General features: G+C 63.9%; 24 protein-coding genes. 6 read left to right on the top strand and 18 right to left on the bottom strand.

All coding sequences use genetic code 11. The annotated features are described in order from the left end of the window. Positions 1–43: 43 nt before the first annotated feature. From ubiB to ubiE, 3 genes are read right to left on the bottom strand one after another with little or no spacing between them, the layout of a single operon-like run. Positions 44–1,666 (bottom strand): ubiquinone biosynthesis regulatory protein kinase UbiB, encoded by a 1,623-nt coding sequence (ubiB, locus tag ACLEJU_RS06575; protein WP_435423459.1) that lies wholly within the window; start codon positions 1,664–1,666, stop codon positions 44–46. After that, complete coding sequence (locus ACLEJU_RS06580; protein WP_435423458.1) at positions 1,663–2,286, bottom strand: ubiquinone biosynthesis accessory factor UbiJ; 624 nt, start codon at positions 2,284–2,286, stop codon at positions 1,663–1,665. Before ACLEJU_RS06580 ends, ubiB begins: the two co-directional genes overlap by 4 nt. Next, a complete protein-coding gene (gene ubiE, locus ACLEJU_RS06585) occupies positions 2,286–3,056 on the bottom strand; it encodes a bifunctional demethylmenaquinone methyltransferase/2-methoxy-6-polyprenyl-1,4-benzoquinol methylase UbiE (RefSeq protein WP_435423457.1) in 771 nt (256 codons plus the stop codon). The genes ACLEJU_RS06580 and ubiE overlap by 1 nt, the downstream gene beginning before the upstream one ends. A gap of 124 nt (positions 3,057–3,180) precedes the next feature. Between ubiE and ACLEJU_RS06590 the strand changes: the two genes are divergently transcribed. Further along, positions 3,181–3,456, top strand: coding sequence for a polyhydroxyalkanoic acid system family protein (locus ACLEJU_RS06590; RefSeq protein WP_003249289.1), 276 nt, complete (start codon positions 3,181–3,183; stop codon positions 3,454–3,456). 19 nt (positions 3,457–3,475) lie between these two features. On the opposite strand, the gene ACLEJU_RS06595 is transcribed toward ACLEJU_RS06590, so the two are convergent. Beyond that, positions 3,476–8,239: a hypothetical protein gene (locus ACLEJU_RS06595; RefSeq protein WP_435423456.1), complete on the bottom strand. Its 4,764-nt coding sequence runs from the start codon at positions 8,237–8,239 to the stop codon at positions 3,476–3,478. Positions 8,240–8,403: 164 nt separating this feature from the next. Here ACLEJU_RS06595 and ACLEJU_RS06600 point away from each other — a divergent pair, with 164 nt between their 5' ends. Both ACLEJU_RS06600 and ACLEJU_RS06605 read left to right on the top strand, forming a co-directional pair. Then, positions 8,404–8,823, top strand: coding sequence for a phasin family protein (locus tag ACLEJU_RS06600; protein ID WP_435423455.1), 420 nt, complete (start codon positions 8,404–8,406; stop codon positions 8,821–8,823). A 10-nt stretch (positions 8,824–8,833) separates the two neighbouring features. Continuing rightward, positions 8,834–9,625 carry a phasin family protein gene (locus tag ACLEJU_RS06605; RefSeq protein WP_435423454.1) on the top strand — a complete coding sequence of 264 codons (792 nt, stop codon included), beginning with the start codon at positions 8,834–8,836 and terminating at the stop codon, positions 9,623–9,625. Between the two features lie 136 nt (positions 9,626–9,761). Here the strand turns inward: ACLEJU_RS06605 and ACLEJU_RS06610 are convergent, their stop codons facing one another. The 14 genes from ACLEJU_RS06610 to gshB form a co-directional block, all read right to left on the bottom strand. Next, the gene (locus ACLEJU_RS06610; protein WP_435423453.1) at positions 9,762–10,376 is read right to left on the bottom strand and encodes a TetR/AcrR family transcriptional regulator; all 615 of its coding nucleotides are present in this window, start codon (positions 10,374–10,376) and stop codon (positions 9,762–9,764) included. A gap of 13 nt (positions 10,377–10,389) precedes the next feature. Then, positions 10,390–12,072, bottom strand: a complete 1,683-nt coding sequence (gene phaC, locus ACLEJU_RS06615; RefSeq protein WP_435423452.1) for a class II poly(R)-hydroxyalkanoic acid synthase — start codon at positions 12,070–12,072, stop codon at positions 10,390–10,392. 68 nt (positions 12,073–12,140) lie between these two features. Then, the gene (gene phaZ / locus ACLEJU_RS06620; protein ID WP_103445995.1) at positions 12,141–12,992 is read right to left on the bottom strand and encodes a poly(3-hydroxyalkanoate) depolymerase; all 852 of its coding nucleotides are present in this window, start codon (positions 12,990–12,992) and stop codon (positions 12,141–12,143) included. Between the two features lie 62 nt (positions 12,993–13,054). Next, positions 13,055–14,734: a class II poly(R)-hydroxyalkanoic acid synthase gene (gene phaC / locus ACLEJU_RS06625; RefSeq protein ID WP_435423451.1), complete on the bottom strand. Its 1,680-nt coding sequence runs from the start codon at positions 14,732–14,734 to the stop codon at positions 13,055–13,057. A gap of 353 nt (positions 14,735–15,087) precedes the next feature. After that, a complete protein-coding gene (locus ACLEJU_RS06630; RefSeq protein WP_103445993.1) occupies positions 15,088–15,465 on the bottom strand; it encodes a gamma-butyrobetaine hydroxylase-like domain-containing protein in 378 nt (125 codons plus the stop codon). Between the two features lie 87 nt (positions 15,466–15,552). Next, complete coding sequence (hslU, locus tag ACLEJU_RS06635; protein WP_435423450.1) at positions 15,553–16,896, bottom strand: ATP-dependent protease ATPase subunit HslU; 1,344 nt, start codon at positions 16,894–16,896, stop codon at positions 15,553–15,555. 76 nt (positions 16,897–16,972) lie between these two features. Beyond that, entirely contained in the window at positions 16,973–17,503 is a 531-nt protein-coding gene (hslV, locus tag ACLEJU_RS06640) for an ATP-dependent protease subunit HslV (protein ID WP_027920652.1), read from the bottom strand. Between the two features lie 245 nt (positions 17,504–17,748). Further along, on the bottom strand, positions 17,749–19,020 hold the full coding sequence (locus ACLEJU_RS06645) for a dihydroorotase (RefSeq protein ID WP_435423449.1): 1,272 nt from the start codon (positions 19,018–19,020) through the stop codon (positions 17,749–17,751). Next, complete coding sequence (locus ACLEJU_RS06650) at positions 19,017–20,021, bottom strand: aspartate carbamoyltransferase catalytic subunit (protein ID WP_008099987.1); 1,005 nt, start codon at positions 20,019–20,021, stop codon at positions 19,017–19,019. The genes ACLEJU_RS06645 and ACLEJU_RS06650 overlap by 4 nt, the downstream gene beginning before the upstream one ends. A gap of 13 nt (positions 20,022–20,034) precedes the next feature. Then, positions 20,035–20,553: a bifunctional pyr operon transcriptional regulator/uracil phosphoribosyltransferase PyrR gene (pyrR, locus tag ACLEJU_RS06655; RefSeq protein ID WP_110633222.1), complete on the bottom strand. Its 519-nt coding sequence runs from the start codon at positions 20,551–20,553 to the stop codon at positions 20,035–20,037. 60 nt (positions 20,554–20,613) lie between these two features. Continuing rightward, positions 20,614–21,039 (bottom strand): Holliday junction resolvase RuvX, encoded by a 426-nt coding sequence (ruvX, locus tag ACLEJU_RS06660; protein WP_435423448.1) that lies wholly within the window; start codon positions 21,037–21,039, stop codon positions 20,614–20,616. Continuing rightward, entirely contained in the window at positions 21,039–21,608 is a 570-nt protein-coding gene (locus ACLEJU_RS06665; RefSeq protein ID WP_159412406.1) for a YqgE/AlgH family protein, read from the bottom strand. Before ACLEJU_RS06665 ends, ruvX begins: the two co-directional genes overlap by 1 nt. Before the next feature lie 87 nt (positions 21,609–21,695). Next, a complete protein-coding gene (locus ACLEJU_RS06670) occupies positions 21,696–22,598 on the bottom strand; it encodes an energy transducer TonB (RefSeq protein WP_435423447.1) in 903 nt (300 codons plus the stop codon). Positions 22,599–22,689: 91 nt separating this feature from the next. Further along, positions 22,690–23,643, bottom strand: a complete 954-nt coding sequence (gene gshB / locus ACLEJU_RS06675) for a glutathione synthase (RefSeq protein WP_435423446.1) — start codon at positions 23,641–23,643, stop codon at positions 22,690–22,692. Positions 23,644–23,839: 196 nt separating this feature from the next. On the opposite strand from gshB, the gene ACLEJU_RS06680 reads away from it, so the two are divergent. From ACLEJU_RS06680 to ACLEJU_RS06690, 3 genes are read left to right on the top strand one after another with little or no spacing between them, the layout of a single operon-like run. Continuing rightward, positions 23,840–24,241 (top strand): response regulator, encoded by a 402-nt coding sequence (locus tag ACLEJU_RS06680; protein WP_027920659.1) that lies wholly within the window; start codon positions 23,840–23,842, stop codon positions 24,239–24,241. A gap of 46 nt (positions 24,242–24,287) precedes the next feature. Beyond that, positions 24,288–24,653 (top strand): twitching motility response regulator PilH, encoded by a 366-nt coding sequence (gene pilH, locus ACLEJU_RS06685; RefSeq protein WP_060509717.1) that lies wholly within the window; start codon positions 24,288–24,290, stop codon positions 24,651–24,653. Then, positions 24,650–25,204, top strand: coding sequence for a chemotaxis protein CheW (locus ACLEJU_RS06690; protein WP_110633237.1), 555 nt, complete (start codon positions 24,650–24,652; stop codon positions 25,202–25,204). The genes pilH and ACLEJU_RS06690 overlap by 4 nt, the downstream gene beginning before the upstream one ends. Positions 25,205–25,225 lie beyond the last annotated feature (21 nt).

The raw sequence follows: 25,225 nt of genomic DNA on the forward strand, positions 1-25,225 counted from the left end.
GCCGGGCCCTTTGCGCTAGTGTGCCAGCCAGCAGCGCGGCTGGCTATTGGCGCACGATCAGGTAAAGGCCGGCGGCCAGCATCAGCCACGCCGGCCAAGCGCCAGGCGCGGCCAGACTGGCGGCCTCGGCGGCACCGGTGGCAAGTACCGCACCGCCGCCGAACAAGCCGGCACCGAGCAGGCGCAGCGCCCAGCGGTCGCCCTGGCGGCGACGCTCTGGCATTTGTGGGTCTTCCAGGTGCGGCTGCGACAGGCGCTCGAGCAGGTCTCGGGTCATGCCGGCCAGGTGGGGTAATTGTTCAGCCTGGCTATACAGGTTGCCGATGACCGCCTTGGGGCTCATGCGGTCGCGCATCCAGCGTTCCAGGAACGGCTTGGCGGTGCTCCACAGGTCCAGGTCGGGGTAGAGCTGGCGGCCCAAGCCTTCGATGTTGAGCAGGGTCTTCTGCAGCAGCACCAATTGCGGCTGGACTTCCATGTTGAAGCGCCGTGCGGTCTGGAACAGGCGCATTAGCACCTGGCCGAAGGAAATATCTTTTAACGGTTTTTCGAAGATCGGCTCGCACACGGTGCGGATCGCCGCTTCGAATTCATTGACCTTGGTATGCGCCGGTACCCAGCCCGAGTCGATGTGCAGCTGGGCAACGCGGCGGTAGTCGCGCTTGAAGAAGGCGATCAGGTTGCGCGCCAGGTAGTCCTGGTCCTCGGCGGTGAGGCTGCCGACGATGCCGCAGTCGATGGCGATGTACTGCGGGCTCCACGGTTTGACCGTGCTGACGAAAATGTTGCCCGGGTGCATGTCGGCGTGGAAGAAGCTGTCACGGAACACCTGGGTGAAGAACACCTCGACGCCACGCTCGGCCAGCATCTTCATGTCGGTGCGCTGGTCGGCCAGGGTGGCCATGTCGGTGACCGGCACGCCGTAGATGCGCTCCATCACCAGCACTTTCGGCCGGCACAGGTCCCAGTAAACCTGGGGCACGTACATCAGCTCGGAACCTTCAAAATTGCGCCGCAGCTGGCTGGCGTTGGCTGCCTCGCGCAGCAGGTCGAGCTCGTCGTAGATGGTCTTCTCGTAGTCGCCGACGATTTCCACCGGGTGCAGGCGGCGGGCGTCGGCCGAGGCGCGCTCGGCGGCCTTGGCGATCAGGAACAGCCAGGCCAGGTCCTGGGCGATGACCGGCTTCAGGCCAGGGCGAACCACCTTGACCACCACCTCTTCGCCACTCTTGAGGCGGGCGGCGTGCACCTGGGCGACCGAGGCCGAGGCCAGTGGCTCGACGTCGAAGCGGCTGAACACTTCGCCGACCTTGGCGCCGAGCTGATCTTCGATCAGCGCCACGGCTTTTTGCGGGTCGAACGGCGGCACGCGGTCCTGCAGCAACATCAGCTCGTCGGCGATGTCGGTGGGCAGCAGGTCGCGGCGGGTGGACAGCAACTGGCCGAACTTGATGAAGATCGGCCCCAGGTCCTGCAGCGCCAGGCGCAGGCGCGCCCCGCGGCTGAGCTCGGAGGGCTTGCGCGGCAGCCAGCGCCAGGGCATCAGCAGGCGCAGGCTGGCCAGCCACCACGGCAGCAGGGGTTGTTCGAACAACAGGTCATCGAGACGGTAGCGGATCACCACACGCTGGATGCGAAAAAGACGGCGGACGGCGAGCAGCTTCATGCGTTATCGCTGGTATCAAGGGATCGGGAGAGGCGCGTGAGGCGGGCCTCGAGGCGTTCTGTGTCGAGTTTCAGGGCATCGAGTTCGCTGAAGGCGGCTTCGGCCTCGCGCTTGCCGACCAGGGTGCGGGACTCTTCGGCCAGGTATTCGGAGAGGTTCTGGCTGAAGCGTGCCAGGCCCTGGCGGGTCCAGCGTGCGCGCAGACGAATGTGGCCGGCAAGCATGGCCGTGGCGACCGGGCCAAGCCAGCGCTGCAGCTCGTGTTCCCAGTCCAGTTCCAGGTCCTGCAGCACGCCGAACAGGTCGAGCAGCACGGCACTGTCGCCATGCAGTTCGACTTGCGGGCTGTGCAGCACGGCGGTCTTGTCCCGGGCCACGGCCAGTTGCACCAGGCTGCCAGCCGGGGCGCGCAGGCTGCAGTCGACCTCGCCTTCCCAGTGGCCGGCGAGCATCAGGCCTTCTTCATCGGGCAGGAGGAACACCTGCAGGGCCGGTTGGCGGCAGTCGATCTCGATGACCTTGCCTTCCAGCGCGGCCAGCCGCGGCAAGGCCGTGCTGTCCATGCGCAGGACGCGGTTCAGGCCATGTTCGACACTGGCGAGCAGCCCGGCCAGCAGCATCAGGGCTTGATTCCCCGGTGAACGGCAACGATGCCGCTGGTCATGTTGTGGTAGGTGACGCGGTCGAAACCGGCCTCGACCATCATGCTCTTGAGGGTTTCCTGGTCGGGGTGCATGCGGATCGACTCGGCGAGGTAACGGTAGCTCTCGGAGTCATTGGTGATCAGCTTGCCGGCCAGCGGCATGAAGGCGAAAGAATAGGCGTCGTAGGCCTTGGACATCAGCTTGTTGGTCGGCTTGGAGAACTCCAGGATCAACAGGCGGCCGCCCGGCTTGAGCACACGCAGCATCGAGCGGATGGCTTCGTCCTTGTGGGTGACGTTGCGCAGGCCGAAGGCGATGGTCACGCAGTCGAAGTGGTTGTCCGGGAACGGCAACTTCTCGGCGTCGGCCTGGACGAACTCGATGTTGCCGGCGACGCCACGGTCGAGCAGGCGGTCACGGCCGACCTTGAGCATCGAATCGTTGATGTCGGCCAGTACCACCTGCCCGGTCGGTCCTACAAGACGCGAGAACTTGGCAGCCAGGTCGCCGGTACCGCCGGCGATGTCCAGCACGCGGCTGCCGGCGCGCACGCCCGACAGTTCGATGGTGAACCGCTTCCACAGGCGGTGCATGCCGCCGGAGAGCACGTCGTTCATCAGGTCGTACTTGGCGGCCACCGAGTGGAACACTTCGGCGACTTTCTTCGCCTTCTGGCTTTCAGGGACGTCCTGGTAGCCGAAATGGGTGGTGGGTTCGGCGTGTTCGCCTTTGCGCTGGTCGTTCATATCGCTTCACCGGAAAAAATTACCGCCATTCTAGGGCGAATGGGCGGATTTGTCTTGGCGGGGTGTGCCTTGGGGCAGGGGCGGGCATAATGCAGATTATGTCTACATATCCAGGAACACCCGCATGACCCAGATCAGCGTCGAACGCAAACACTCCCTCGGCCGCGATGCCGCCCGCGCCAAGGCCGAAGCGCTGGTCGACAAGCTCAGCCGCGAGTACGACCTCAAGGCCACCTGGAACGGTGACCGTGTCGATGTGGCCCGCAGCGGCGCCAACGGCAGCGTGCATATCGGTGATGACAGCATCCGTGTGGAACTGAAGCTGGGCATGATGCTGTCAATGATGAGCGGCACCATCAAGGGCGAGATCGAGCGGGCGCTGGACAAGGCCCTGGCCTGAGCCGGGCCCGTTTCTCTGGCTACTGCGGTGGCTCTGCCGGGAATGGAATGATGCCGATCACCTGTTCCAGGCGCAGGTCGCCTCGGTAGATGGCGATACGCTCCCGTGCGTTGGCGGCTTGCTCGAGCATCGCCTCACGGCCCCTGACGCCTGCATCCCAGAATTTGAGGTGGCCCTTGACGAAATCATGCCCACCCGCTTCAAGGCTGGGGTAATGGAAATGCGCTTCCCACACCAAGCGCTGTGGCGCTTGCACATCGCGAATCTCGTAGACGTCGAGGTAGTCATTGGCGTGGCGTAGCTGCCGCCGAATCACGGTTTGCCGGATCCTGATCCGATTCTGCCCGGCAAGGTAGCGCAAGGCCTTGCCGTCGGGATGTCGGGTATTGAGGTACGCGTCGGTGAGTAACCGAAGCCTTTCCTGATCGACTCGGTCTACCGCCGCCTGCAGCAGGTCGATCAGGCCACTGTCCAGCGGGTTGTTCAGCTCGGTCAGTTGCTGTTGCACTTCGCGCATGTCACCTGCCGGCCATTCCAGGAAGTCACTCAGGCTGTTGGGTTCATCCGCGTAGTGAGCGGCGAAGGCGATTTTTCCGTCCACCTCTGCCAGCAGACGGTTTGCACGTTGACGCACCTGTGCCCGGTCGTGCCGGGCGGGTTGCACTTGTTCAGGTACTTCATGCCACACACCGTTGCGTTGCGCGAAGTTGCCTGCAGGCTGCTGGTTGAATGCATTGCGCTGGAACGCGCGATTACCCGCTTGTTCGACTTCCACCAGCAGTGGTCGGCCTCGGTCAACGCGGATCACCCGGCGCCTGGTCGATGCGAGGCGATGATAGGGCGCTGGCGCGGGTGGATTGATGCCGCTGTCGAGGTTTGCCAAGGCGGTGCTCAGTTGCTTTTCCGTGATCTGCGTCATGGTCGACAGCTCGCGTATGTACTCGTCCAGCACGTCAGCGACCAGCGCGGGAGCGTCAAGCGTCAGCATGTACTGGGCGCGGTCCAGCACCGTGCGGTACTTCTGGAGAATGTCCTCAAGCAGTTCGGCTTTGACCTGTGCTGTTGCTTCGGTGGCTGCCAGCCCGTCATGACTCCATATCGTGCGGCTCAACTCGCTGTCGCTGAGTTGCGCGCGCATTGTCAGCAGGTGCTCGGCCGTTTGTTTAGTGAGCCGCGTCTTGTCCACGGCCAGGTAGGCCAGGTCACTGAGCAGCTGGGCCCGAACGACCAGTGTCGAATATGTCTTGCGTCGGATGGACTCGGCGAGCTTGTTGGCTTTGTCGGGGAAGTCGACCCGGGAGTCCTCGAGTGCCTCAGGAATTATCCGGTCCAGCCGCTGGCTGACGACAAGCAGGCGGCGGCTGGCCTTGCAGGAATCGTTTACCCGGTCGCGATAATCGAGGTATTGCCGTGTTTCCTCGGCTGTCTCGGGAACGCGGCGCAGCCCGGTGCTTTGTGCGCTCAGCGCCTGGTGGTCGACCTGCTCCAGCAAACGGCGGCACAGCAGCATGTCGTTGTCTATGGCGGTGTCATACCAACTGCCATAGCGGCGTCGAGGCTGGCCTGTGGTATCGAATCTGCTGAACCGTGGTTCCATCATCTCCTTGAGCACTTCGATGTTGTCGTGCAGCAGTTTGCTCTGCCGCTCCAGGTAGAGCGCGGATACCTTGAGCTGGGGCAAGTGCAGCTCGCGCTGCGCTTTAAGTGCCAGTTTTTGTAGCTGCAGACCTTGTGGCGGCGAGGCACGCTGATGCGCGGGCAGGGCGTCGAAAGCCACGCTGTATTCCAGGGCAAGGTCGTCATAGGCCTTCAACTGCGAGGTGTTGAGCGATATGAGGGGCTTCAGTTTGCTCAACGCTTGCTGATTGTCCAGGGCACTTGCGCTCAAAGCGTCGAATCGTTGTCGATTTTCAGCGTTGATTGACTGCCTGTTCCTGGGCATGCCGCCGGCGAGGTTCAGGTTCAAGCTCCAGTGACCATTCCACCGTGTCAGCCATGGGCCTTTGCTGCGCTCCCGCCCAACGATATGGTAACCGTCCGTGGCGCCACCCCATTGCGAGACCCAGTCACTGCTGCTGTGGTCAGGGCCGATGATTTGCACGCCGCTCCAGGTCTCGATGACCTCGTAGACACCATCGCCCAGCGTAACGTAGAGCCGGTCGGTGATCTTGAACAACCCACGCAAGCGGCCCTCAGCCAAAGGCGTGTGCCCTTCCAATGATTGCTTGGCCTGCAGTTGGCTCAGTGTTCGCCGTTGTTGCGCCGACAGGTTGCCGAGGCGCTGCCCGTCATGCCAGCCGTGCACACGCACCGGAGCCGCCGGGGTCCCTTCAATCGGAATTTCCCAGGCCTTCTCTTGCGGCCGCTCGAGCGTTCGTGCTGAAAATTCGCCCTTTGGCGCAGGACCGGCAAAGCGCAGTGACGTGGACGGCTCGCCGATGGCAGGCGGCGTTGTGCTGCGATGTGCGAGGAGCAAGGCCAGGTTGGTGAGCAGGTCAGTTGCCGCGACGATTCTGTCGTCACCACTGCCGTTGATCAGCGCCAGCACGTCGTCTTTAACCGCCGATAGTGCCAGTACCAGCCATACCAGGCTGGTCAATGGGCCGTGCCAGAGCTGGCTGACGGTATTGAAGAGCGCCCAGGCGGCCTCTTTTACCAATGCGCGTTTTTCTTCGGCGTTGGACACGCTATTGCTGCTGGCGGCCAACAGCGTGGTCTCGACCCTGGCGTTGAACAACTGGCTCTCCAGATCATCCGTCCAAGGCTGGAAGGCAGCCTCGACCGGACGCTTGAGGCGTTCAAGCACGCCGTCTACCAGCTCGCCTTCAACACTGACCAGGTGGAGGAGTGAGGTCAGGGCAGGATGCAGGTGAGGCCGTGCGAAACCGCCATTTTCGTAGACCGGGCGCGCGGCATCGTCCAGCCAGGCCAATACGCTTTCTTGCAGTTCGCCCTTCTCACGGATTGCAGTCATCAGCAATCCGAGGGTCGGGAACTCCAGTAGAGCCTGTTCGGCGTAGAAGGGGCGGTACAGGACCCAGCTGCGGCTTGTGGCAATTTCGATGATGAACATGCCATGAGCCACGTCGCTTGCCGACGCGCCGGGTGCACAAAGGAAGGCCAACGGGGAGATGCGCACCTGGCCTGTGGCGTTGCCCGGTCCCTGACAGAAGTCCTGGATTGCCTGGCTTGCAGTTTCGCCAAGCTGTCTTTCGATCTTTGCCTGGAGGGCACTGAAGCGAAGGGCGTAACGCCATTCCCTGGCGTGCTGCCTGATCCGTTCGGCCCTGCGTGGTTCGGCGTTGACCTTGTCATTCAGGTAGGCGGGGTACTGGCCGCCGATATCGACCTGGTGAATGAGCGCCCTGATCTGCTCGATGTTCAACCCATCAGCCACGGGCGAGCTGATGCCGGTCATCACTTCGCCTGCCCCCAGACGCAGACGGGAGATCGCCAGGTCGGTCAGGGTCGTCGTGCGCAAGAACAGGGACTGCCCTTGCGCTCCGGGGCCGATGATGCTCTGGGAGATGCGGATGAATACCTTGTCCGGGTCGGGTGGCGCCATGTGCGGATGGCTGGCCTGCAGCTGGTCGCGCAAACGGCGTGCGGCGTAGCGGTGAATATCCTCGACATCTCCTAGGGATGTGGAGCCTTTCGAGTGGCCTTGGCTCACAGCCAGGTCGAGCAGCGCGGCATGATAGGCATGGCGATCCTCGGCACTGGCATTGGCCAGCCATTGCGGCACGCTCACGGCCGGCAGGGCCTCATCTTGGGGCCGCTGACTCGAGAAGTGCAGCGATGGGTCGCTCACCTGGCGCAATTGCTGCTCCAGTTCGTCGGTGCTTGCCACTGCGCCGATCCGCAAGTGCCCGATGTCGTCAAGGATGCCGTTGAGCAGTTGCCTGGCTTGGCAGGCGAAAGGGTTCCCGATCAGCGCTGTGCGTGCCCACGCCAAGGTGTCGAAGCGATAGCGCTGCGCCAGGGTTGTTTGCAGCTCGGCGGCGAAGCTGGTCAGGTCGGCGTGGCTGCGCACCGAACCGCAGGGTCTGCACTGCAGAACACGAGTGCGACCGTTGTCAGTGGTGGTGAGCAACAGGTCCGGTAGCGTGAAGGTGCGTTTGCCATTGCCCGCTCCCAGGGCGACTTGCACCGCCTCTATGACCCAGTCGTCGGAAACCCCATCAAGCATGGCGTACACAGCAGCCTTTTCGTCCTCCTCCAGGCCCTGGCGCGGGAGGGAATCGAGCAAGGCGGCCTTGATGGTGTGCTCCACCCAAAGCATGCGTGAAACCTGGCTGTCTTCGTCGAATCCGTTCCAGAAGCCGATCTGGGCTTGTTGGAAGGCCGGTATCAAAGTGCCAAGCAATGTATTGAAGTCATCACCGAGTTTTGCCAGGTTCGGAATGATTTCGGGTTGGCTGGCACTGTCCGGGCCTTGTTCCTGGATGCGGAATACCTGTGGGGGGCTGATGCTCAGCCGATCTGTGCTGCCCGGCTGCAGAGGTTCATTCGTCAGAAAATGTTTCAGCAGCTCGTCCAGCAGCCCGCTCTGGCGTGGGCGGTCATTCGTGCCGACAGGGCTGTGGAGGATGACGAAGTCGTCCAGCGATGTGATGTGCGGATGGTTGCGGCGTATCCACGGGTAGTGGTCGGCCAGGATTTGAAAACCTTCGTGCGACAGCACCTCGCGCAAGCTTGGACGTCTGGCGAAACAGGCTGCCACTCTTTGCCTGAAAGTCGACACAGGGGGATTGGTTGCAGCAGGCATGGCATCGATCTCCATCTAGTGAAGCCTGCGACGCTAGCGTGTTGGCGAAGGTGCCTGCGGTACATGGTTGCGACAACGAAGACCTTAGGGTGAGGTTTCTAATTTTCTTCCTTACCTTGTGCACAAGCCCAACCTCCATGGGCGGTTTTACCTCCACTCATGAGCATGAGGTACACAGCATGGCCAAAGTGATTGTGAAGAAAAAAGACGAAGCCCTGGGCACGCTTGGCGAGGTTCGTGGCTACGCACGCAAGATCTGGCTGGCCGGTATCGGCGCCTACGCCCGTGTTGGCCAGGAAGGCTCCGACTACTTCAAGGAGCTGGTCAAAGCCGGTGAAGGCGTCGAGAAACGCGGCAAGCAGCGCATCGACAAAGAGCTCGATGCCGCCAACCACCAGCTCGACGAAGCGGGTGAAGAAGTCAGTCGCGTACGCGGCAAGGTCGAAATTCAACTCGACAAGATCGAAAAAGCTTTCGACGCACGGGTAGGTCGCGCCTTGAATCGCCTTGGCATTCCGTCTAAACATGACGTTGAGGCGTTGTCCATCAAGCTTGAACAGCTGCATGAGCTGCTCGAGCGCGTCGCGCACAAACCATAAGGAGAGCAGGATGGCTGGCAAGAAGAATTCCGACAAAGAAGGCAGCTCCTGGATCGGCGGAGTCGAGAAGTACTCGCGCAAGATCTGGCTGGCTGGGCTGGGTATCTATTCGAAGATCGACCAGGACGGCCCGAAGCTGTTCGACTCGCTGGTGAAGGATGGCGAGAAGGCTGAGAAGCAAGCGAAGAAGACCGCTGAAGACGTCGCTGAAACGGCCAAGTCCTCGACCACTTCGCGCGTATCTGGCGTGAAGGACCGTGCGCTGGGCAAGTGGAGCGAACTCGAAGAGGCCTTCGACAAGCGCCTGAACAGCGCCATTTCGCGCCTGGGCGTACCGAGCCGCAACGAGATCAAGGCCCTGCACCAGCAGGTCGACAGCCTGACCAAGCAGATCGAGAAACTGACCGGCGCATCGGTCACCCCGATCTCCTCGCGTGCCAAGGCAGCCAAGCCAGCTGCGGCCAAGCCACTGGCCAAGCCAGCGGCGAAAACCGCAGCAGCCAAACCTGCGGCGGCGAAACCGGCTGCCAAAACTGCTGCAGCCAAACCTGCGGCGGCGAAACCGGCTGCCAAGACTGCTGCAGCCAAACCTGCGGCGAAACCGGCTGCCAAGCCTGTTGCAGCCAAGCCTGTCGCCGCGAAGAAACCGGCGGTGAAGAAAGCCCCGGCCAAACCAGCAGCCGCCAAGCCGGCAGCGCCAGCGGCCAGCGCCGCGCCGGCCGCTACCGCAGCACCGGCGCCTACTGCGGCCCCGGCGAGCAACCCGCCTTCGGCTCCGGCCAGCACCGGCTCCCTGCTCTGATAGCGGTGTAGCGCCCTTCGCGGCGGTTCGGCGTCCCGACAAGCCCGCTCCCACAGGTACAGCATGCACTCAAGCACTGCACTTCACCTGTGGGAGCGGGCATGCCCGCGAAGGTCATATAGCCGACCTGACAGGCTTACCCTTCCAGATACCTCACCGCCAGCTGCTCCGCCGCTGCCCGCGGCTGTTCCTGCAGATGCGGCGCCACCAGCATCATCACCTGGTACACCACGATCCCCACATCCCCCTCGCGCCCCAGCACTCGCTGGTAATCCAGCGAGAACATCAGGGTCAGTGTGATCTGCTCAACCAGTTGTCCCAGCGCCTGCGTCTCGCTCAGCACCAGCCCCTGCCCCTTGAGGCTGGCCAACAGCGCGGCCAGCGTGCGCTTGAGCGCGTTGATCAGGCTGCGCATGCCCCGTGCCAGCTTCGGCAAGCGCCCGGTCAGATTGGACAGGTCCTGGAACAAAAACCGGTACTGCGCCATGCGCTCGACGATCAAGTGCAGGAACAGCCAATAGTCCTCGGCCTCCAGGCGCACCTCCAGCGGAGGGTCGAGCAGCGGCATCAGCGCTTCCTCGAAGCGGTCGAACAACCCGTGGATCAAGGGTTCCTTGCCGTGGAAGTGGTAGTACAGGTTGCCCGGGCTGATGCCCAGTTCGTTGGCGATCTCGAGGGTCGAGACATTCGGCTCGCCCTGCGAGTTGAACAGCTGCAGGGCGCATTCGAGGATACGGTCGCGGGTCTTCATCCAGTCGTGGTGCTCATCGGGTCAGGACATAGGTGCCTGGCGCAGGGCCCAGCGGTGGATAGGTGGCGTTGCCCAGCTCCGTGCGTGGCGCCTTGAGCGGGCCGGAGCGCGGCGTGATCCACTCCAGCCACAACGGCCACCAGCTGCCGTCGCGGCGCTGTGCGTCATGGAACCAGGCGCGAGGGTCGCTCGAGAGCTTGGGGTTTTCCAGGTAGTACGCCTTGGGGTTGCCGGGTGGGTTGATGATGCTCTGGATGTGCCCGCTGTTGGCCAGCACGAACTGCCGGTCGCCACCGAGCAGCAAGGCCGAGCGGTACACCGCGTCCCACGGCGTGATGTGGTCGTTGCTGCCGGCCACGGTGAAGCTGTCGAGGTCGACCTGCTTGAGATCGATGGGGGTGCCACACACTTCCAGGCCCGCGGCGTGGGTCAGCGGGTTGACCTTGAAGAAGTCCAGCAAGTCGCCGTGCAGCGCGGCCGGCAGGCGGGTGCTGTCGGCGTTCCAGTAGAGTATGTCGAAGGCCGGCGGAGTCTTGCCGAGCAGGTAGTTGTTGACCCAGTAGTTCCAGATCAGGTCGTTGGGCCGCATCCAGGCGAAGATCCGCGCCACCTCGCCACCGTCCAGCACGCCACGCTGGTACGAGCGACGCTTGGCGGCCTCGATGGTCTGTTCGTCGGCGAACAGGCTGGCCGGGCTGTCGAACTTACTGTCGAGCAGGCTGACCAGGTAAGTGGCGCTGCGTACCCGGCGCAGCTGTTGCTTGGCCTGCAGGTGGCCCTGCAGCGCGGCCATGGTCAGGCCCCCGGCGCAGGCGCCCATCAGGTTCGGGTCGCGGCTGCCGCTGATGCTGCGGCAGGCGTTGAGTGCTTCTTCCAGGGCCTGCACATAGCTCGACAGGCCCCACTCGCGGTGGCGTGGGTCGGGGTTGCGCCAGCTGACCATGAACACCTGCAGGCCATTCTTGAGCATGTACTGGACGTAGCTGTTGGTCGGCTGCAGGTCGAAGATGTAGTACTTGTTGATTTGCGGCGGCACTACCAGTACGGGCCGGGCGTACTGCTTTTCGCTCATCGGCTTGTACTGGATCAGCTCCAGCAGATCGTTGCGGAACACAACGGCGCCGGGCGTGGATGCCAGATTGCCGCCCACTTCGAAAGCGCGCTCGTCCACCTGGCGCGGCAGGCCGTCGTTGTGGCGCAAATCGTCGAGCAGGTGGGCGACGCCACGCACCAGGCTCTGCCCGCCGGTATTGAACAGCTCCTTGACCGCCAGTGGGTTAAGCAGTGAGTTGCTCGGTGCCAGGGCGTCGTTGATCAGAGTGAACAGAAAGTGCGCACGGGCCCGGTCATCGTCGCTCAGGTGGCTTTCCTCGATCCACAGGCGGGTCTGTTTCTGCCAGGCCAGATAGGCCTGCAGGCTGCGCCGGTAGAACGGGTTCTGACTCCACGTAGGATCGTTGAAACGTGCATCACGCGCGCTCGGCTGATAGGGCGTGTCGCCGAGCATTACCCGGCCCAGCTGGCTGCCCAGCGTCAGCAGGTGGCGGGCAGTGTGCAGTGGATTGAGCAGGCTATGGCGGCCAACACTGCGCATGGTGGAAATCAGGTCGCGACCGCGTACGCCGAGGATGGCGTTCTGCACGTTCATGCTGGTGGCGGGGAGCGTGGACGTTCCTTTGGCCGGCTTTTCTTTCATGGCAACAACTCCCTTGTCAGGCCACGGTCGTACTCATCAGTCGTGCTCGTGCAAGAGCAAGCAACAATTCAGCCACCAGAGGCCGGACTGGGGTGCATGACCGCGCGCTGACGTTCTTGCTGGAGAAACTTCATGATGATGGGGGCGACGGCCTCGGCCCGGGTAATCAGGAACAGATGACCGTCGTCGATAATGTGTAGCTGGGCATTGGGAATTCGCCAGGCCAACAGGCGCATGTTGATCAGCGGGATCAGCGGGTCGTCGTCGCCGGCCAGCACCAGTGTCGGCTGCTGGATCTTGTGCAGCCAGTGGATGCTGGTCCAGCCCAGCCCGGCGAACAGCTGCCAGTAGTAGCCCATCTTGCCGCCGGAGCGCACTTTGGCGGCGTGGTGCATGGCCAGCTCCGGGTCGCGGCGGAAACCGCCGCCATAGATCAGCGGCGCGATGCGGATAACATGCGATGGCTGCACGTAACGCCTGGGGCTGGCCATCATCCACAGCACCTTTGGCTTGCCGGGCACCATCACCGCACCCGCCGCCGTGGCCGCCAGCACCAGCTTCTTGCAGCGCTCGGGGTAGTCATGGGCGAACTGCTGGGCCAGTGCACCGCCCCAGGACACGCCGATGACATTGACCTGGCCGTAGTCCAGGTAATCGAGCATGCGCGCCGTCAGCTTGGCCAGGCCGGGAAAGCGGTAAGGGTGGCGTGGCGTGGACGAGCCGCCTACACCGGGGACGTCGAAGGCGATGACCTCCAGGTCCGGGTCCAGTGCCTCGATGAACGGGAACACCAGCTCAAGGTTGGCGCCGATGCCGTTGAAGATCAGCAACGGCGTCAGGTGCGGCTTGCCCGGGCGCACCGCGGTACGGATGGATTGGTCGTCCAGCTCGACGGTGCGGAAGATGTAGGGTAGCGGCATGCGCGTGGCTCTGTGGCTTAAAATGTACCGTGGCACGCTCCAAGCGGCCACGGCATTGTGACTCAACGCTCGTGTACGTAAGTCCCCGGCGCGGCCTCGCCAGCGGCATAGGCGCGGTTGCCCAGGCGCGTCGGTGCCTTTTTCAGGTCGCCGGCGCGTTCGCCCAGCCAGGTCTGCCAGTGCAGCCACCAGGAGTCGGCATGCTTTTCGGCGTTATCCTGCCAGGCCACCGGGTCGCCCGGGCGGTCGGCGCCGGTCATGAAGCGGGCCTTGGGATTGCCTGGCGGATTGAGGATGCTCTGGATGTGGCCGCTGTTGGAAAGCACGAACTCGATCTTGCCGCCGAACAGGTGCGCCGAGCGGTAGCACGATTGCCACGGGGTGATGTGGTCGGAGGTGCCGGCGACGCTGAAGATGTCGCACTGGACTTTCTTCAGGTCGATGGCGGTGCCGCACACTTCCAGGGCATCCGCGCGGGTCAGCGGGTTGTTCTTGAACAGTTCGATAAGGTCGCCGTGGAAGGCGGCGGGCAAGCGCGTGGTGTCGTTGTTCCAGAAAAGGATGTCGAATACCGGTGGCTCGTTGCCGAGCAGGTAGTTGTTGACCCAGTAGTTCCAGATCAGGTCATTGGGGCGCATCCAGGCGAACACCTTGGCCATGTCGCTGCCTTCGAGCACCCCGGACTGGTAGGAGTGGCGCTTGGCGGCCTCCAGCGTCTGTTCGTCGACGAACAGTGCGACCTCGGTGTCCATCGTGGTGTCCAGCACGCTGACCAGCAGTGTCAGGGCATTGACCTTCTGCTCACCCAGCGCGGCGTAATGGCCGACCAAGGCGGTGCAGGTGATGCCACCGGAGCAGGCACCGAGCATGTTCAGGTCTTTGCTGCCGGTGATTGCCAGTACCGCGTCGACCGCTTCCTTCAAGGCATCGATATAGGTCGACAGGCCCCACTCACGCTGGGCCTTGGTCGGGTTGCGCCAGCTGATGATGAAGGTCTGCTGCTGCGAGCGCAGGCAGAAGCGCGCCAGGCTCTTTTCCGGGCTCAGGTCGAAGACGTAGAACTTGTTGATCTGCGGCGGCACCACCAGCAGCGGGCGGGCATGCACCTGCTCGGTGATGGGGCTGTACTGGATCAGCTCCAGCACGTCGTTGCGGTAGACCACGGCGCCTTCGCTGGTGCCGAGGTTCTTGCCGACCTCGAACGCCTCCATGTTGACCTGGCTGGGCATGCCGCCGTTGTTGACCACGTCCTTGGCCAGGTTGGACAGGCCGTCCAGCAGGCTCTTGCCGCCGGTTTCGAAGAAGCGTTTGATCGCGGCCGGGTTGGACAGGGTGTTGGTCGGCGCCATGGCCTCGGTCATCAGGTTGATGACGAACTGGCCGCGGGCGATGTCCTGGGGCGACAGGTCACTGTTGCCAATCCACTCCTGCAGCTCCTTGCGCCAGGCCAGGTAGGTTTGCAGGTAACGGCGGTAAAGCGGGTTCTTGCTCCAGGCCGGGTCCTGGAAGCGACGGTCGTCACCTGCCGGGGCGAGGCTGGATTTGCCCAGCAGCACGTTCTTCAGCTCCAGGCCGAAGTGCGCCACATGCTTGGCACTGTGCAGCGGCTGGCGCACGGCCTGACGCAGCACGGTACGCGCAGAGCTCAGCAGGTCCTTGCGGCGGATGCCGATGACCGGGTTCAGCCCCAGGGTGTTTTCCGAGGCTTGCCGCTGCAACTCATCGTTGTTCTTGTTACTCATCTACGACGCTCCGTTGTCCTGAGACGAGTACCGGATTGCTGTGGCGCATTGCACAGCGGACAGCCCGGTACTGTTACTCGGGTGACCAGTGATAAGGAACAGCGGTGCTGCGGGCCGGATGCATTCGGCGATGAGCTGCGGGGGATTCTGCGTGTGAAGACAGCCTGCTTTCGCTCGCGACCTCTACATACCGGCCAGTGCCTGATTGCCCTCAAGGCGATGCAGGGAACTTGCCAGCTCCATTGGTTACCCGACTTTCATGTAATGCGCAAGACAACCCGTTTAAGAGTTGTCTGTAAGGCATTCAAACAGATGAGATTAGAAAATGCGCTCTAAAGCCTGGAAGGCTTGAGCTAGAGCATGAGTTTGACCACCGATTCCGCAGGGTCACGGGACTTGCCGGCCTTGTGCAGTTCATCGAGGTACTCGGCCCACAGCTGCTCCTGGCGCAAGCACAGCTGTTCAAGGTACTCCCAGGTGAACAGGCCGCTGTCATGGCCGTCGTCGAAGGTCAGTTTCAGTGCATATTGGCCGGCAGGCTCCAGGCCGATGAGGCCGACATTGATCTTGCCGAATTGCAGGATGGGGTTGCCGTGGCCCTGGACCTCGGCGGAGGGGGAGTGCACCCGCAGGAACTCGGCGGGTAGCTGGTAGACCTCGCCGGGGGCGTAGGTGAGGCTGAGGGTCTTGGAGGCTTTGTGCAGGTTGATGGCGGTGGGCAGGCGGGCCATGGCTGGAATCTCTCGAGAGCTGATGGTGCAAGCTTCGAGTGATTCAGGCCATTGTGCAAGGGGGCCGCGTAGCGGCCCCTTGCGGTCTTACAGGATGTAGCGCGACAGGTCTTCGTTCTGCGCCAGCTCACCGAGGTGGCCGTTCACATACGCCGCATCGATGATGATCGGTGCTTCGTCGTGAGTGCTTGCCAGGTCACCGGCACTGAACGACACCTCTTCGAGCAGGCGCTCGAGCAGGGTGTGCAGGCGGCGGGCACCGATGTTCTCGGTCTTCTCGTTCACCTGATAGGCAATCTCGGCCAGGCGCTTGATACCGTCGGCGGCGAACTCGATGTTCAGGCCTTCGGTCTTGAGCAGTGCACTGTACTGTTCGGTCAGCGACGCGTGCGGCTCTTTCAGGATCCGCTCGAAATCTTCCGGTGTCAGTGCCTTCAGTTCGACACGGATCGGCAGGCGGCCCTGCAGCTCTGGTACCAGGTCGCTCGGCTTGCTCAGGTGGAACGCACCGGAAGCGATGAACAGGATGTGGTCGGTCTTGACCATGCCCAGCTTGGTGTTGACGGTGCAGCCTTCGATCAGCGGCAGCAGGTCGCGCTGCACGCCTTCACGAGATACATCGGCACCGCCGACATTGCCACGCTTGGCCACCTTGTCGATTTCGTCGATGAACACGATACCGTGCTGCTCGACCGCTTCCAAAGCCTTGGCCTTGAGTTCTTCCTCGTTGACCAGGCGACCGGCTTCTTCGTCGCGCACCATCTTCAGCGCGTCCTTGACCTTCAGCTTGCGGCTCTTGCGCTTGCCCTTGCCCATGTTGGCGAACAGGCTCTGCAGCTGGTTGGTCATTTCTTCCATGCCGGGTGGCGCGGCGATTTCGACGCCCATGTTCTCGGCAACTTCGATTTCGATTTCCTTGTCGTCCAGCTGGCCTTCACGCAGGCGCTTGCGGAACAGCTGGCGGGTGTTGGAATCGCTGCTGGTCTGCGCGGCTTCCTCGCTGAAGCTGCTGACCCGCGCCTGCGGCAGCAGGGCGTCGAGGATGCGGTCTTCGGCGGCGTCTTCGGCACGGTGACGCACACGGACGATTTCCTGCTCGCGCAGCATCTTCAGCGCGGCATCGGCCAGGTCACGGATGATCGACTCGACGTCGCGGCCGACATAGCCCACCTCGGTGAACTTGGTGGCTTCGACCTTGAGGAACGGCGCGTTGGCCAGCTTGGCCAGGCGGCGGGCGATTTCGGTCTTGCCGACGCCGGTAGGGCCGATCATCAGGATGTTCTTCGGCGTCACTTCGGCGCGCAGCTCGGCAGGGAGCTGCATGCGCCGCCAGCGGTTGCGCAGGGCAATGGCGACGGCACGCTTGGCGTCGTCCTGGCCGATGATGTGGCGGTTGAGTTCGTGGACGATCTCGCGGGGGGTCATGGACATGATCAATACGGTCCTGAAGCAGAAGGTGTCAGCGTGGAAAAGCCCCACCGCCGGGATGGGGCGCCAGAACAGCTGATCACTCGGCCAGGTCCTGCTCCTCGATGGTCAGGTTGTGGTTGGTGAACACGCAGATGTCACCGGCGATGTTCAGGGCGGCCTCGGTGATTTCCCGGGCCGACAGGTCGGTCTTGTTCAGCAGGGCGCGGGCTGCGGCCTGGGCATAGCCACCACCGGAACCCATGGCGATCAGGCCGTCTTCCGGCTCGACCACGTCACCGTTGCCGGTGATGATCAGCGATGCGTCCTTGTTGGCCACCGCCAGCATGGCTTCCAGGCGGCTCAGGGAGCGGTCGGTACGCCATTCCTTGGCCAGCTCGACGGCGGCACGCACCAGGTGGCCGGAGTGTTTCTGCAGTTGGGCTTCGAAGCGCTCGAACAGGGTGAAGGCGTCGGCGGTGGCACCGGCGAAACCGGCGATCACTTCGCCGTTGTACAGGCGACGGACCTTCTTGGCGTTGCCTTTCATCACGGTGTTGCCGAGGGATACCTGGCCGTCGCCGCCCATGACGACTTTGCCGTTACGGCGGACAGAAACGATGGTGGTCAAGGGGAGAGTCTCCACGCAGCGGGGCAAAATTGCCTGATGCAGACTCATATGGGGGTGGGGGGAAGGATTTCAACCGCGGGGGATGAATGGTCGCCGCAGGCTCAAGGTCGAGCGCGATCAATGTGGGAGCGGCCTTGTGTCGCGAAAGGGCTGCGTAGCGGCCCCTGGATCTCGGCAACATGCATAGATTGCTGGGGCCGCTTTGCGGCCCTTTCGCGACACAAGGCCGCTCCCACAGGGGTTACTCAGGCCTCGTGGCAAACATGGCCATCGACCAAGGTATAACGCACGGCCGCCGGCAGGCAGTGGCCGATGAACGGGCAGTTTTCACCGCGCGACAGCCATTGCTCACCGGCAATCGTCGAGGCCTTGGCGTCGAACAGTACCAGGTCGGCGGCGCCGCCGACTTTCAGCTCACCGGCCGGCAGGCGCATGGCCTTGGCCGGGCCGCTGCTCAGGCGGGCGAGCAGTGTCGGCAGGTCGAGCAGGCCGTCCTCGACCAGGGTCATGGCCAGCGGCAGCAGCAATTCTACGCTGCTGATACCCGGTTCGGTGGCGCCGAACGGGGCCAGCTTGGCATCACGCTCGTGGGGCTGGTGGTGGCTGGAGATCGCCTGGATCACCCCCGATTTCACCGCCGCGCGCAGGCCGTCGCGGTCGGCGGCGGTGCGCAGTGGTGGCTGCACGTGGTAAAGGCTGGAGAACTCGCGCAGCGACTCGTCAGTAAGGATCAGCTGATACAGCGCCACGTCGGCCGTCACCGGCAGGCCCAGCTGCTGGGCCTGCTCGATCAGGCGTGCGCCGCGGGCGCTGGTGATCTGGGTGAAGTGCGCGCGCACGCCGGTCTGTTCCACCAGCAGCAGGTTGCGCGCCAGGGCCACGGTCTCGGCGGTCTCAGGGATGCCGGGCAGGCCGAGGAAGCTGGCCATGGCGCCCTCGTGGGCCAGGCCGCCCTGGGCCAGGTCGCGGTCCTGTGAGTGGAACACCACAGTCAGGTCGAAGGTGGCGGCGTACTCCAGGGCACGGGCCAGGGTACGGTTGTTGGGGATTTCCTTCAGGCCGTTGCCGAAGGCCACGCAACCGGTGTCGCGCAGGGCAACCAGCTCGGCCAGTTGCTCGCCCTCCAGGCCCTTGGTCAGGGCGCCGATCGGGTAGACCTTGCTGTTGGCCGCCTCTCGAGCGCGGTCGAGGATCAGCTCGGCCACTGCCGAGGTATCCAGCACCGGCTTGGTCTGCGGTGGGCAGCACAGGCTAGTAACGCCACCGGCCACGGCGGCGCGGGTTTCACTGGCGATGGAGCCCTTGCGGCTGTAACCCGGCTCGCGCAGCGAGACGCCGAGGTCGACCAGGCCGGGCGCGGCGATCAGTCCGTCAGCTTCGATCGTGCGGCTGGCGCTGAAACCGGCCGGGGCAGCACCGATGGCAGCGATGCGCGCACCGTCCAGGTGCAGGTCGGTGACCTGGTCCAGGCCGCTGGCAGGGTCGATGACCCGGGCGCCAAGAATACTGATGGTCACTGGGCGTTCTCCTGGTCGAATTGACGTTGCGCGTTCTGCCCGCTCATGGCCATGGACAGCACCGCCATGCGCACGGCGATGCCGTAGGTGACCTGGTTGAGAATCACCGAGTGTTTGCCGTCGGCCACCGCCGACTCGATCTCCACGCCGCGGTTGATCGGGCCCGGGTGCATGACGATGGCGTCGGGCTTGGCGCCGGCCAGGCGTGCGGTGGTCAGGCCGAACAGGCGATAGAACTCGCCTTCGCTGGGCAGCAGGCCGCCAGCCATGCGCTCACGCTGCAGGCGCAGCATGATCACCACGTCGACGTCCTTGAGGCCTTCGGCGAGGTCGGTGTAGACCTTCACGCCGTACTGCTCGATACCGATCGGGATCAGGGTTTTCGGGCCGATCACACGGATGTCCGGGCAGCCCAGCGCCTTCAGCGCGAGCATGTCGGAGCGGGCCACGCGCGAGTGCAGGATGTCGCCAACGATCGCCACCGAGAGATTCTCGAAGCTGCCTTTGTGGCGGCGGATGGTCAGCATGTCGAGCATGCCCTGGGTCGGGTGCGCGTGGCGGCCGTCACCACCGTTGATCACGGCGACGTCGGGGCACACGTGCTCGGCGATGAAGTGCGCAGCGCCGGAGTCGGAGTGGCGGACGACGAACATGTCGGCGGCCATGGCTTCGAGGTTGCGCAGGGTGTCGAACAGGGTTTCGCCCTTGCTGGTCGAGGAGGTCGACACGTTCAGGCTGATCACGTCGGCCGACAGGCGCTGGGCGGCCAGCTCGAAGGTGGTGCGGGTGCGGGTCGAATTCTCGAAGAACACGTTGCACACGGTCTTGCCGCGCAGCAACGGGACTTTCTTGACGGCTCGGGCGCCGACTTCGAGGAACGAGTCGGCGGTGTCGAGGATCTCGGTGAGCAGTTCGCGGGGCAAACCGTCGAGCGAGAGGAAATGGCGCAGCTGGCCCTGGTCATTGAGCTGCAGCGGGCGCTTGGCGTCGATTGGCGTCATCGCGAGGGGACTCTTAAAGGGCGGAAGCGGTGGCGAGGTCCTGGCGCTCGAGGGCGAGCGGTGCGGGTCCGGTCAATTTTACCCGTTCATGGGCGGCCAGCGACAGGGTGGCGCCGAGCACATTGGGGCGGATGGGCAGTTCGCCGGCATCCAGGTCGAGCAGGCAGACCAGGGTGACACTGGCCGGGCGGCCGTAATCGAACAGTTCGTTGAGTGCTGCGCGGATGGTGCGGCCGCTCATCAGCACGTCGTCGATCAACACCAGGTGCTGGCCTTCGACCTCGAACGGCAGCTCCGAAGGGCGTACCTGCGGGTGCAGGCCGTTCTGGCTGAAGTCATCGCGATAGAACGACACGTCCAGGGTGCCCAGCGGGCTCTGGTCGGCCATTTCCGCCTGCAGGGCCTGGGCAACCCAGACGCCGCCGGTACGGATGCCGATGAAACGCGGCTCGGTGATGTTGCGGCGGGCCAGATGGGCGCGAAGGTCGACAGCCATCTGCCGGATCAGGTCGGCGGGATTGGGTAGGCTCATTGCGTATCTCCTGGGGGCGCCGAGGGCGTTGTGATTGCCCCGACGTAAACGCGGGAAAAATCAGGTATTGGCCTCCAGCCAGCCTTGCAGCAGCAGGGCGGCGGCGATGGCGTCGACCGGGTTGTCACGGTAGCTGCCGCGCTGGCCGCCACGGGCCATGCGCTCGCCCTTGGCCTCGAAGGTGGTCAGGCGTTCGTCGTGGGTGTGCACAGGCAGGTTGAAACGGCCGTTGAGGCGGCGGGCGAACTTTTCCGCGCGCTCGCTCATTTCACTTGGCGTGCCGTCCATGTTCAGTGGCAGGCCGACCACAATGGCATCGGGCTTCCACTCGGTGATGAGCTTTTCCACCTGGGCCCAGTCCGGCACGCCGTTCTGCGCCTTCAGGGTGCACAGCTCGCGGGCCTGGCCGGTCACCACCTGGCCGACAGCGACGCCGATCTGTTTGCTGCCGTAGTCGAAGCCCAGTAGCAGGCGTAGCTCAGCCATCAAGCGTGCCCCGCCTGGCTGGTCAGCAAGCTGAGGTTGATCCCCAGGCTGCGGGCTGCGGCGCCCAGGCGTTGTTCGCTGGCCATGGCGAAGAGGATGTCCGGGTCAAACGGGCAGTTGAGCCACGCGTTGTCGGCCAGTTCAGCTTCCAGCTGGCCCGCTTCCCAGCCGGCATAACCCAGGGTGATGAGGCTTTGCTGCGGCCCTACGCCTTCGGCGATGGCGAACAGCACGTCCTGCGAAGTGGACAGCGACAGGCCCTGCAGTTCGACGGTGGCCTGGTAGCTGCATTCGCTGCTGTGCAGGACGAAACCGCGGTCGGTCTGTACCGGCCCCCCCTGGTAGATGGGGACCTGCAAGGTGCTGGCCGGTGGCATCTCGTTCGGGCGCAACTGCTCGAGAATGTCGGCCAGGTTCAGCTCCTGTGGTCGGTTGACCACCAGGCCCATGGCGCCATTGGCGTTGTGCTCGACGATGTACGTGAGGGTCTGGGCGAAGTTCGGATCGGCCATGTGCGGCATGGCGATCAGGAACTGATGCTTGAGGTAGCTCGGGGTGAGGGTTTTCATGGGGGATAGTGTGGCGCCAGGTGGCGAGGCTGACAAGGTGCTCGGCCAGGCTGATTTGGGGCTGCTCCGCAGCCCCGGCAATCTTGATCAGTTACTGGACAGGCGGTCGCCGCGGGCGAAGCGCCAGGTGCGGATGATCTCCAGCCGGTCGAACTCGGCCAGGTCACCGGTAAACGGCGCAAAGGGCGCAGCCAACCGCACGATGCGCTGGGCGGCCTGGTCCAGCACCGGCTGGCCGGACGACTCTAGCACCAGCACCTCGTACAGCGAGCCATCGCGGTTTATCGACACCATCATCCGCAAGTTGCCGTAGATCTGTTGCCGGCGCGCCTCGTCGGGGTAGTTGAGGTTACCCACCCGCTCGACCTTCTTACGCCACTCTTCCTTGTACCAGGCGCCCTTGTCGCGCATGGTCGAAGCCGCATTGAGGCGGTGAATCTTCGGGCGCTTGGCGTACATCTGCTGTTCGTTGGACAGTTCCGCCTCAAGGCTGGCGATCTGGCTCGACAATTGCGAGCTGTCGAAATCCGGGGTAGCCGCCGGCTTGGGCTGAGGCTTGCTTTCCTTGGGCTTGGGTTCGACCTTCTGCGCTTTCGGCGCCTTGGTCGCCACCGCTGACTTCTCTGGCGCGGGCGGTGGAGCTACCTCCGGCTTGGCCGCAGGCGGCGGGGTGACTTTGTTGATCTTGCTGTCCTGGAACGGCGCCACCTCGGTGGTGGTGGGTACCGCTTTCTTTTCCAGGGTGCCGCTACCCTGCTGGTTGGCCTGCGCCTGGTAATCAGCTTTCTTCGGTGCCTTCTCGCTCTTGAAGGTGGCCAGGGTGATGTCCATGGTCTGGCGGATTTCTGCCGGTTTGACCACGGTAAAGCCGACACCAAGGATCAGCGCCAGGTGCACCAAGGCAGCCAGGAACAAGGTAAAGCCAAGCCGGTCCACCGGGCGAACGCGCGGTGGCAGCAGGTCGGCAGGGATGTCGGCAGGCAGCGTCATCAGGTATCCAGCAACCGCAGGGCGGGGCAGCAGCTCAGTCGAAAAGGACCGGCATCATACCCCACTCCGCGCATTTGCTCCGCGTCGGCGGTCAGCGCGTCTTGAGCTGGCGATCAATGGCATCCATCAGCTTGCCACCGATATCGGTGTTGTAGGCAGCATCGATCTCACGGATGCAGGTAGGGCTGGTGACGTTGATTTCGGTGAGGGAGTCGCCGATCACGTCGAGGCCGACGAACAGCAGGCCCTTTTCACGCAGGGTCGGGCCGACCTGGGCGGCGATCCAGCGGTCGCGCTCAGTCAGTGGGCGGGCTTCGCCGCGACCACCGGCGGCCAGGTTGCCACGGGTCTCGCCGCTGGCCGGGATGCGCGCCAGGCAGTAGTCGACCGGTTCGCCGTCGATCATCAGGATGCGCTTGTCGCCATCGACAATCTGCGGCAGGTATTCCTGGGCCATGATCTGCTGGGTGCCATGCTGGGTCAGCGTTTCCAGGATGACCGACAGGTTGGGGTCGTCCTTGCGGTGGCGGAATACCGACGCGCCGCCCATGCCGTCCAGCGGCTTGAGGATCACGTCACCACGGCTGTTGGCGAACTCGCGCAGGATGTCGACGCGGCGGCTGACCAGGGTCGGCGCCATGCACTGTGGGAACTGAGTGGCGAACAGCTTTTCGTTGCAGTCGCGCAGGCTCTGCGGGCGGTTGACCACCAGCACGCCTTCGCGCTCGGCCTGCTCCAGCAGGTAGGTGCTGTAGACGAACTCCATGTCGAAGGGCGGATCCTTACGCATCAGGATCACGTCCAGCTCGGCCAGGGCACTGTCCTGCTCCTCGCCCAGCTCGAACCAGCGCGCGGGGTCGGCGAATACCTTCAGCGGGCGCATCTGCGCGCGGGCCTGGCCGGCACCCAGATAAAGGTCGCGCTGCTCCATGTAGAACAGCTCCCAGCCGCGGGCCTGGGCGGCCAGCAGCATGGCCAGCGAGCTGTCCTTCTTGTAGGAGATGGACGCGATCGGGTCCATGACAATGCCGAGGCGAACGCTCATGGGGTGGTTCCTCTTGGCGGCCCGTGGCCGCGGTGAATCGAAAGAAAAGTGGCTCAGGGTGGCGCCGTGAACGCTGCGGGTCAAGGGGGTGGCAGATGGAACGGGCCCCCGGAGTGTGCTAAAAATGCCCTCAGCTTCAAGCGTCAAGCCATCCGTGGCTTGCCGCCCACACAGTGCAGCGATGGTAGCGCGACTTATGGAACAGCCCCTGAAGGTGATGGTGATCGACGATTCCCGCACGATCCGCCGCACCGCGCAGATGTTGCTCGGCGAAGCGGGCTGCGAGGTGATCACCGCCAGTGACGGCTTCGATGCCCTGGCCAAGATCATCGACCACCAGCCACAGATCATCTTCGTCGACGTGCTGATGCCCCGCCTGGACGGTTATCAGACCTGCGCGGTGATCAAGCACAACAGTGCCTTCAAGGACATCCCGGTGATTCTCCTGTCGTCTCGCGACGGCCTGTTCGACAAGGCCCGCGGCCGGGTGGTCGGCTCCGACCAGTTCCTGACCAAACCATTCAGCAAGGAAGAACTGCTCGACGCGATCAGGGCCCATGTGCCTGGTTTCGCCGTGCCCGAACAACCCGCACCCTGACCGCGCCGCGCTGGCGCGGCCTTCAATTTCCTGATGGGGAAACAGCATGGCCCGCGTTCTGATTGTCGACGACTCGCCGACAGAGATGTACAGATTGACCGAATGGCTGGAAAAACACGGTCACCAGGTGCTCAAGGCCAACAACGGTGCCGACGGCGTGGCCCTGGCCCGCCAGGAAAAGCCTGACGCGGTGCTGATGGACATCGTCATGCCTGGCATGAACGGCTTCCAGGCCACCCGCCAGCTGAGCAAGGACCCGGAAACCAGCGCCATCCCGGTGGTGGTGGTGACCACCAAGGATCAGGAAACCGACCGTATCTGGGCCACGCGCCAGGGTGCCCGTGACTTCCTGACCAAGCCGGTGGAAGAGGACGCGCTGATCGCCAAGCTCAAAGAAGTGCTCGGCGCTTGACCACCCGCCCGCAGGGCGCGTCGCTGACCGCCTTCGAGCTGTTGCTGGACATCGACCGGCGCTGCCGCCTGCTGGTGGCCGACCAGCCGCTGCAGGACACCCGCCTGCAGCAGTGGAGCGGCATCGGCTTTCGCATCGCCGGGCAGTGGTTCGTCGCGCCGATGGGCGAGGTCGCCGAGGTGCTGCGCGAGCCGCGTAGTAGCCGCGTGCCTGGCGTGCAGCCGTGGGTGTGCGGCGTGGCCAACCTGCGCGGCCGGCTGTTGCCGGTGATGGACCTGAGCAGTTTCTTCGGCCTTGGCCCTGTTGCGCCGGGCAAGCAGCGGCGGGTGCTGGTGCTCGACCACGAAGACTTGTTCGTCGGCCTTTTGGTCGACGAGGTGCTGGGCCTGCAGCACTTCGCCCTGAGCAGCCTGGAACTGTCGCCACCGCAGCCGCTGCTGCGGGCTGCTGCCCGCTTCGTGCAGGGGCATTTCCCGCGTGAACGCAACTGGGCGATCTTCAGCCCCTTCGCCCTGGCCCAGGCGCCGGGCTTTCTTGACGTGGCGCTATAGGACTTTCGAACGTGAACAAGC

Source organism: Pseudomonas sp. SMN11 (assembly GCF_052041945.1).
Lineage (GTDB): Bacteria > Pseudomonadota > Gammaproteobacteria > Pseudomonadales > Pseudomonadaceae > Aquipseudomonas.

Bases quoted from the DNA above. Each gene is read 5' to 3' on its own strand.
- ubiB (WP_435423459.1), bottom strand. From the start codon at position 1,666: ATGAAGCTGCTCGCCGTCCGCCGTCTTTTTCGCATCCAGCGTGTGGTG.
- ACLEJU_RS06580 (WP_435423458.1), bottom strand. From the start codon at position 2,286: ATGCTGCTGGCCGGGCTGCTCGCCAGTGTCGAACATGGCCTGAACCGC.
- ubiE (WP_435423457.1), bottom strand. From the start codon at position 3,056: ATGAACGACCAGCGCAAAGGCGAACACGCCGAACCCACCACCCATTTC.
- ACLEJU_RS06590 (WP_003249289.1), top strand. From the start codon at position 3,181: ATGACCCAGATCAGCGTCGAACGCAAACACTCCCTCGGCCGCGATGCC.
- ACLEJU_RS06595 (WP_435423456.1), bottom strand. From the start codon at position 8,239: ATGGAGATCGATGCCATGCCTGCTGCAACCAATCCCCCTGTGTCGACT.
- ACLEJU_RS06600 (WP_435423455.1), top strand. From the start codon at position 8,404: ATGGCCAAAGTGATTGTGAAGAAAAAAGACGAAGCCCTGGGCACGCTT.
- ACLEJU_RS06605 (WP_435423454.1), top strand. From the start codon at position 8,834: ATGGCTGGCAAGAAGAATTCCGACAAAGAAGGCAGCTCCTGGATCGGC.
- ACLEJU_RS06610 (WP_435423453.1), bottom strand. From the start codon at position 10,376: ATGAAGACCCGCGACCGTATCCTCGAATGCGCCCTGCAGCTGTTCAAC.
- phaC (WP_435423452.1), bottom strand. From the start codon at position 12,072: ATGAAAGAAAAGCCGGCCAAAGGAACGTCCACGCTCCCCGCCACCAGC.
- phaZ (WP_103445995.1), bottom strand. From the start codon at position 12,992: ATGCCGCTACCCTACATCTTCCGCACCGTCGAGCTGGACGACCAATCC.
- phaC (WP_435423451.1), bottom strand. From the start codon at position 14,734: ATGAGTAACAAGAACAACGATGAGTTGCAGCGGCAAGCCTCGGAAAAC.
- ACLEJU_RS06630 (WP_103445993.1), bottom strand. From the start codon at position 15,465: ATGGCCCGCCTGCCCACCGCCATCAACCTGCACAAAGCCTCCAAGACC.
- hslU (WP_435423450.1), bottom strand. From the start codon at position 16,896: ATGTCCATGACCCCCCGCGAGATCGTCCACGAACTCAACCGCCACATC.
- ACLEJU_RS06650 (WP_008099987.1), bottom strand. From the start codon at position 20,021: ATGACGCCAATCGACGCCAAGCGCCCGCTGCAGCTCAATGACCAGGGC.
- pyrR (WP_110633222.1), bottom strand. From the start codon at position 20,553: ATGAGCCTACCCAATCCCGCCGACCTGATCCGGCAGATGGCTGTCGAC.
- ruvX (WP_435423448.1), bottom strand. From the start codon at position 21,039: ATGGCTGAGCTACGCCTGCTACTGGGCTTCGACTACGGCAGCAAACAG.
- ACLEJU_RS06665 (WP_159412406.1), bottom strand. From the start codon at position 21,608: ATGAAAACCCTCACCCCGAGCTACCTCAAGCATCAGTTCCTGATCGCC.
- ACLEJU_RS06670 (WP_435423447.1), bottom strand. From the start codon at position 22,598: ATGACGCTGCCTGCCGACATCCCTGCCGACCTGCTGCCACCGCGCGTT.
- gshB (WP_435423446.1), bottom strand. From the start codon at position 23,643: ATGAGCGTTCGCCTCGGCATTGTCATGGACCCGATCGCGTCCATCTCC.
- ACLEJU_RS06680 (WP_027920659.1), top strand. From the start codon at position 23,840: ATGGAACAGCCCCTGAAGGTGATGGTGATCGACGATTCCCGCACGATC.
- pilH (WP_060509717.1), top strand. From the start codon at position 24,288: ATGGCCCGCGTTCTGATTGTCGACGACTCGCCGACAGAGATGTACAGA.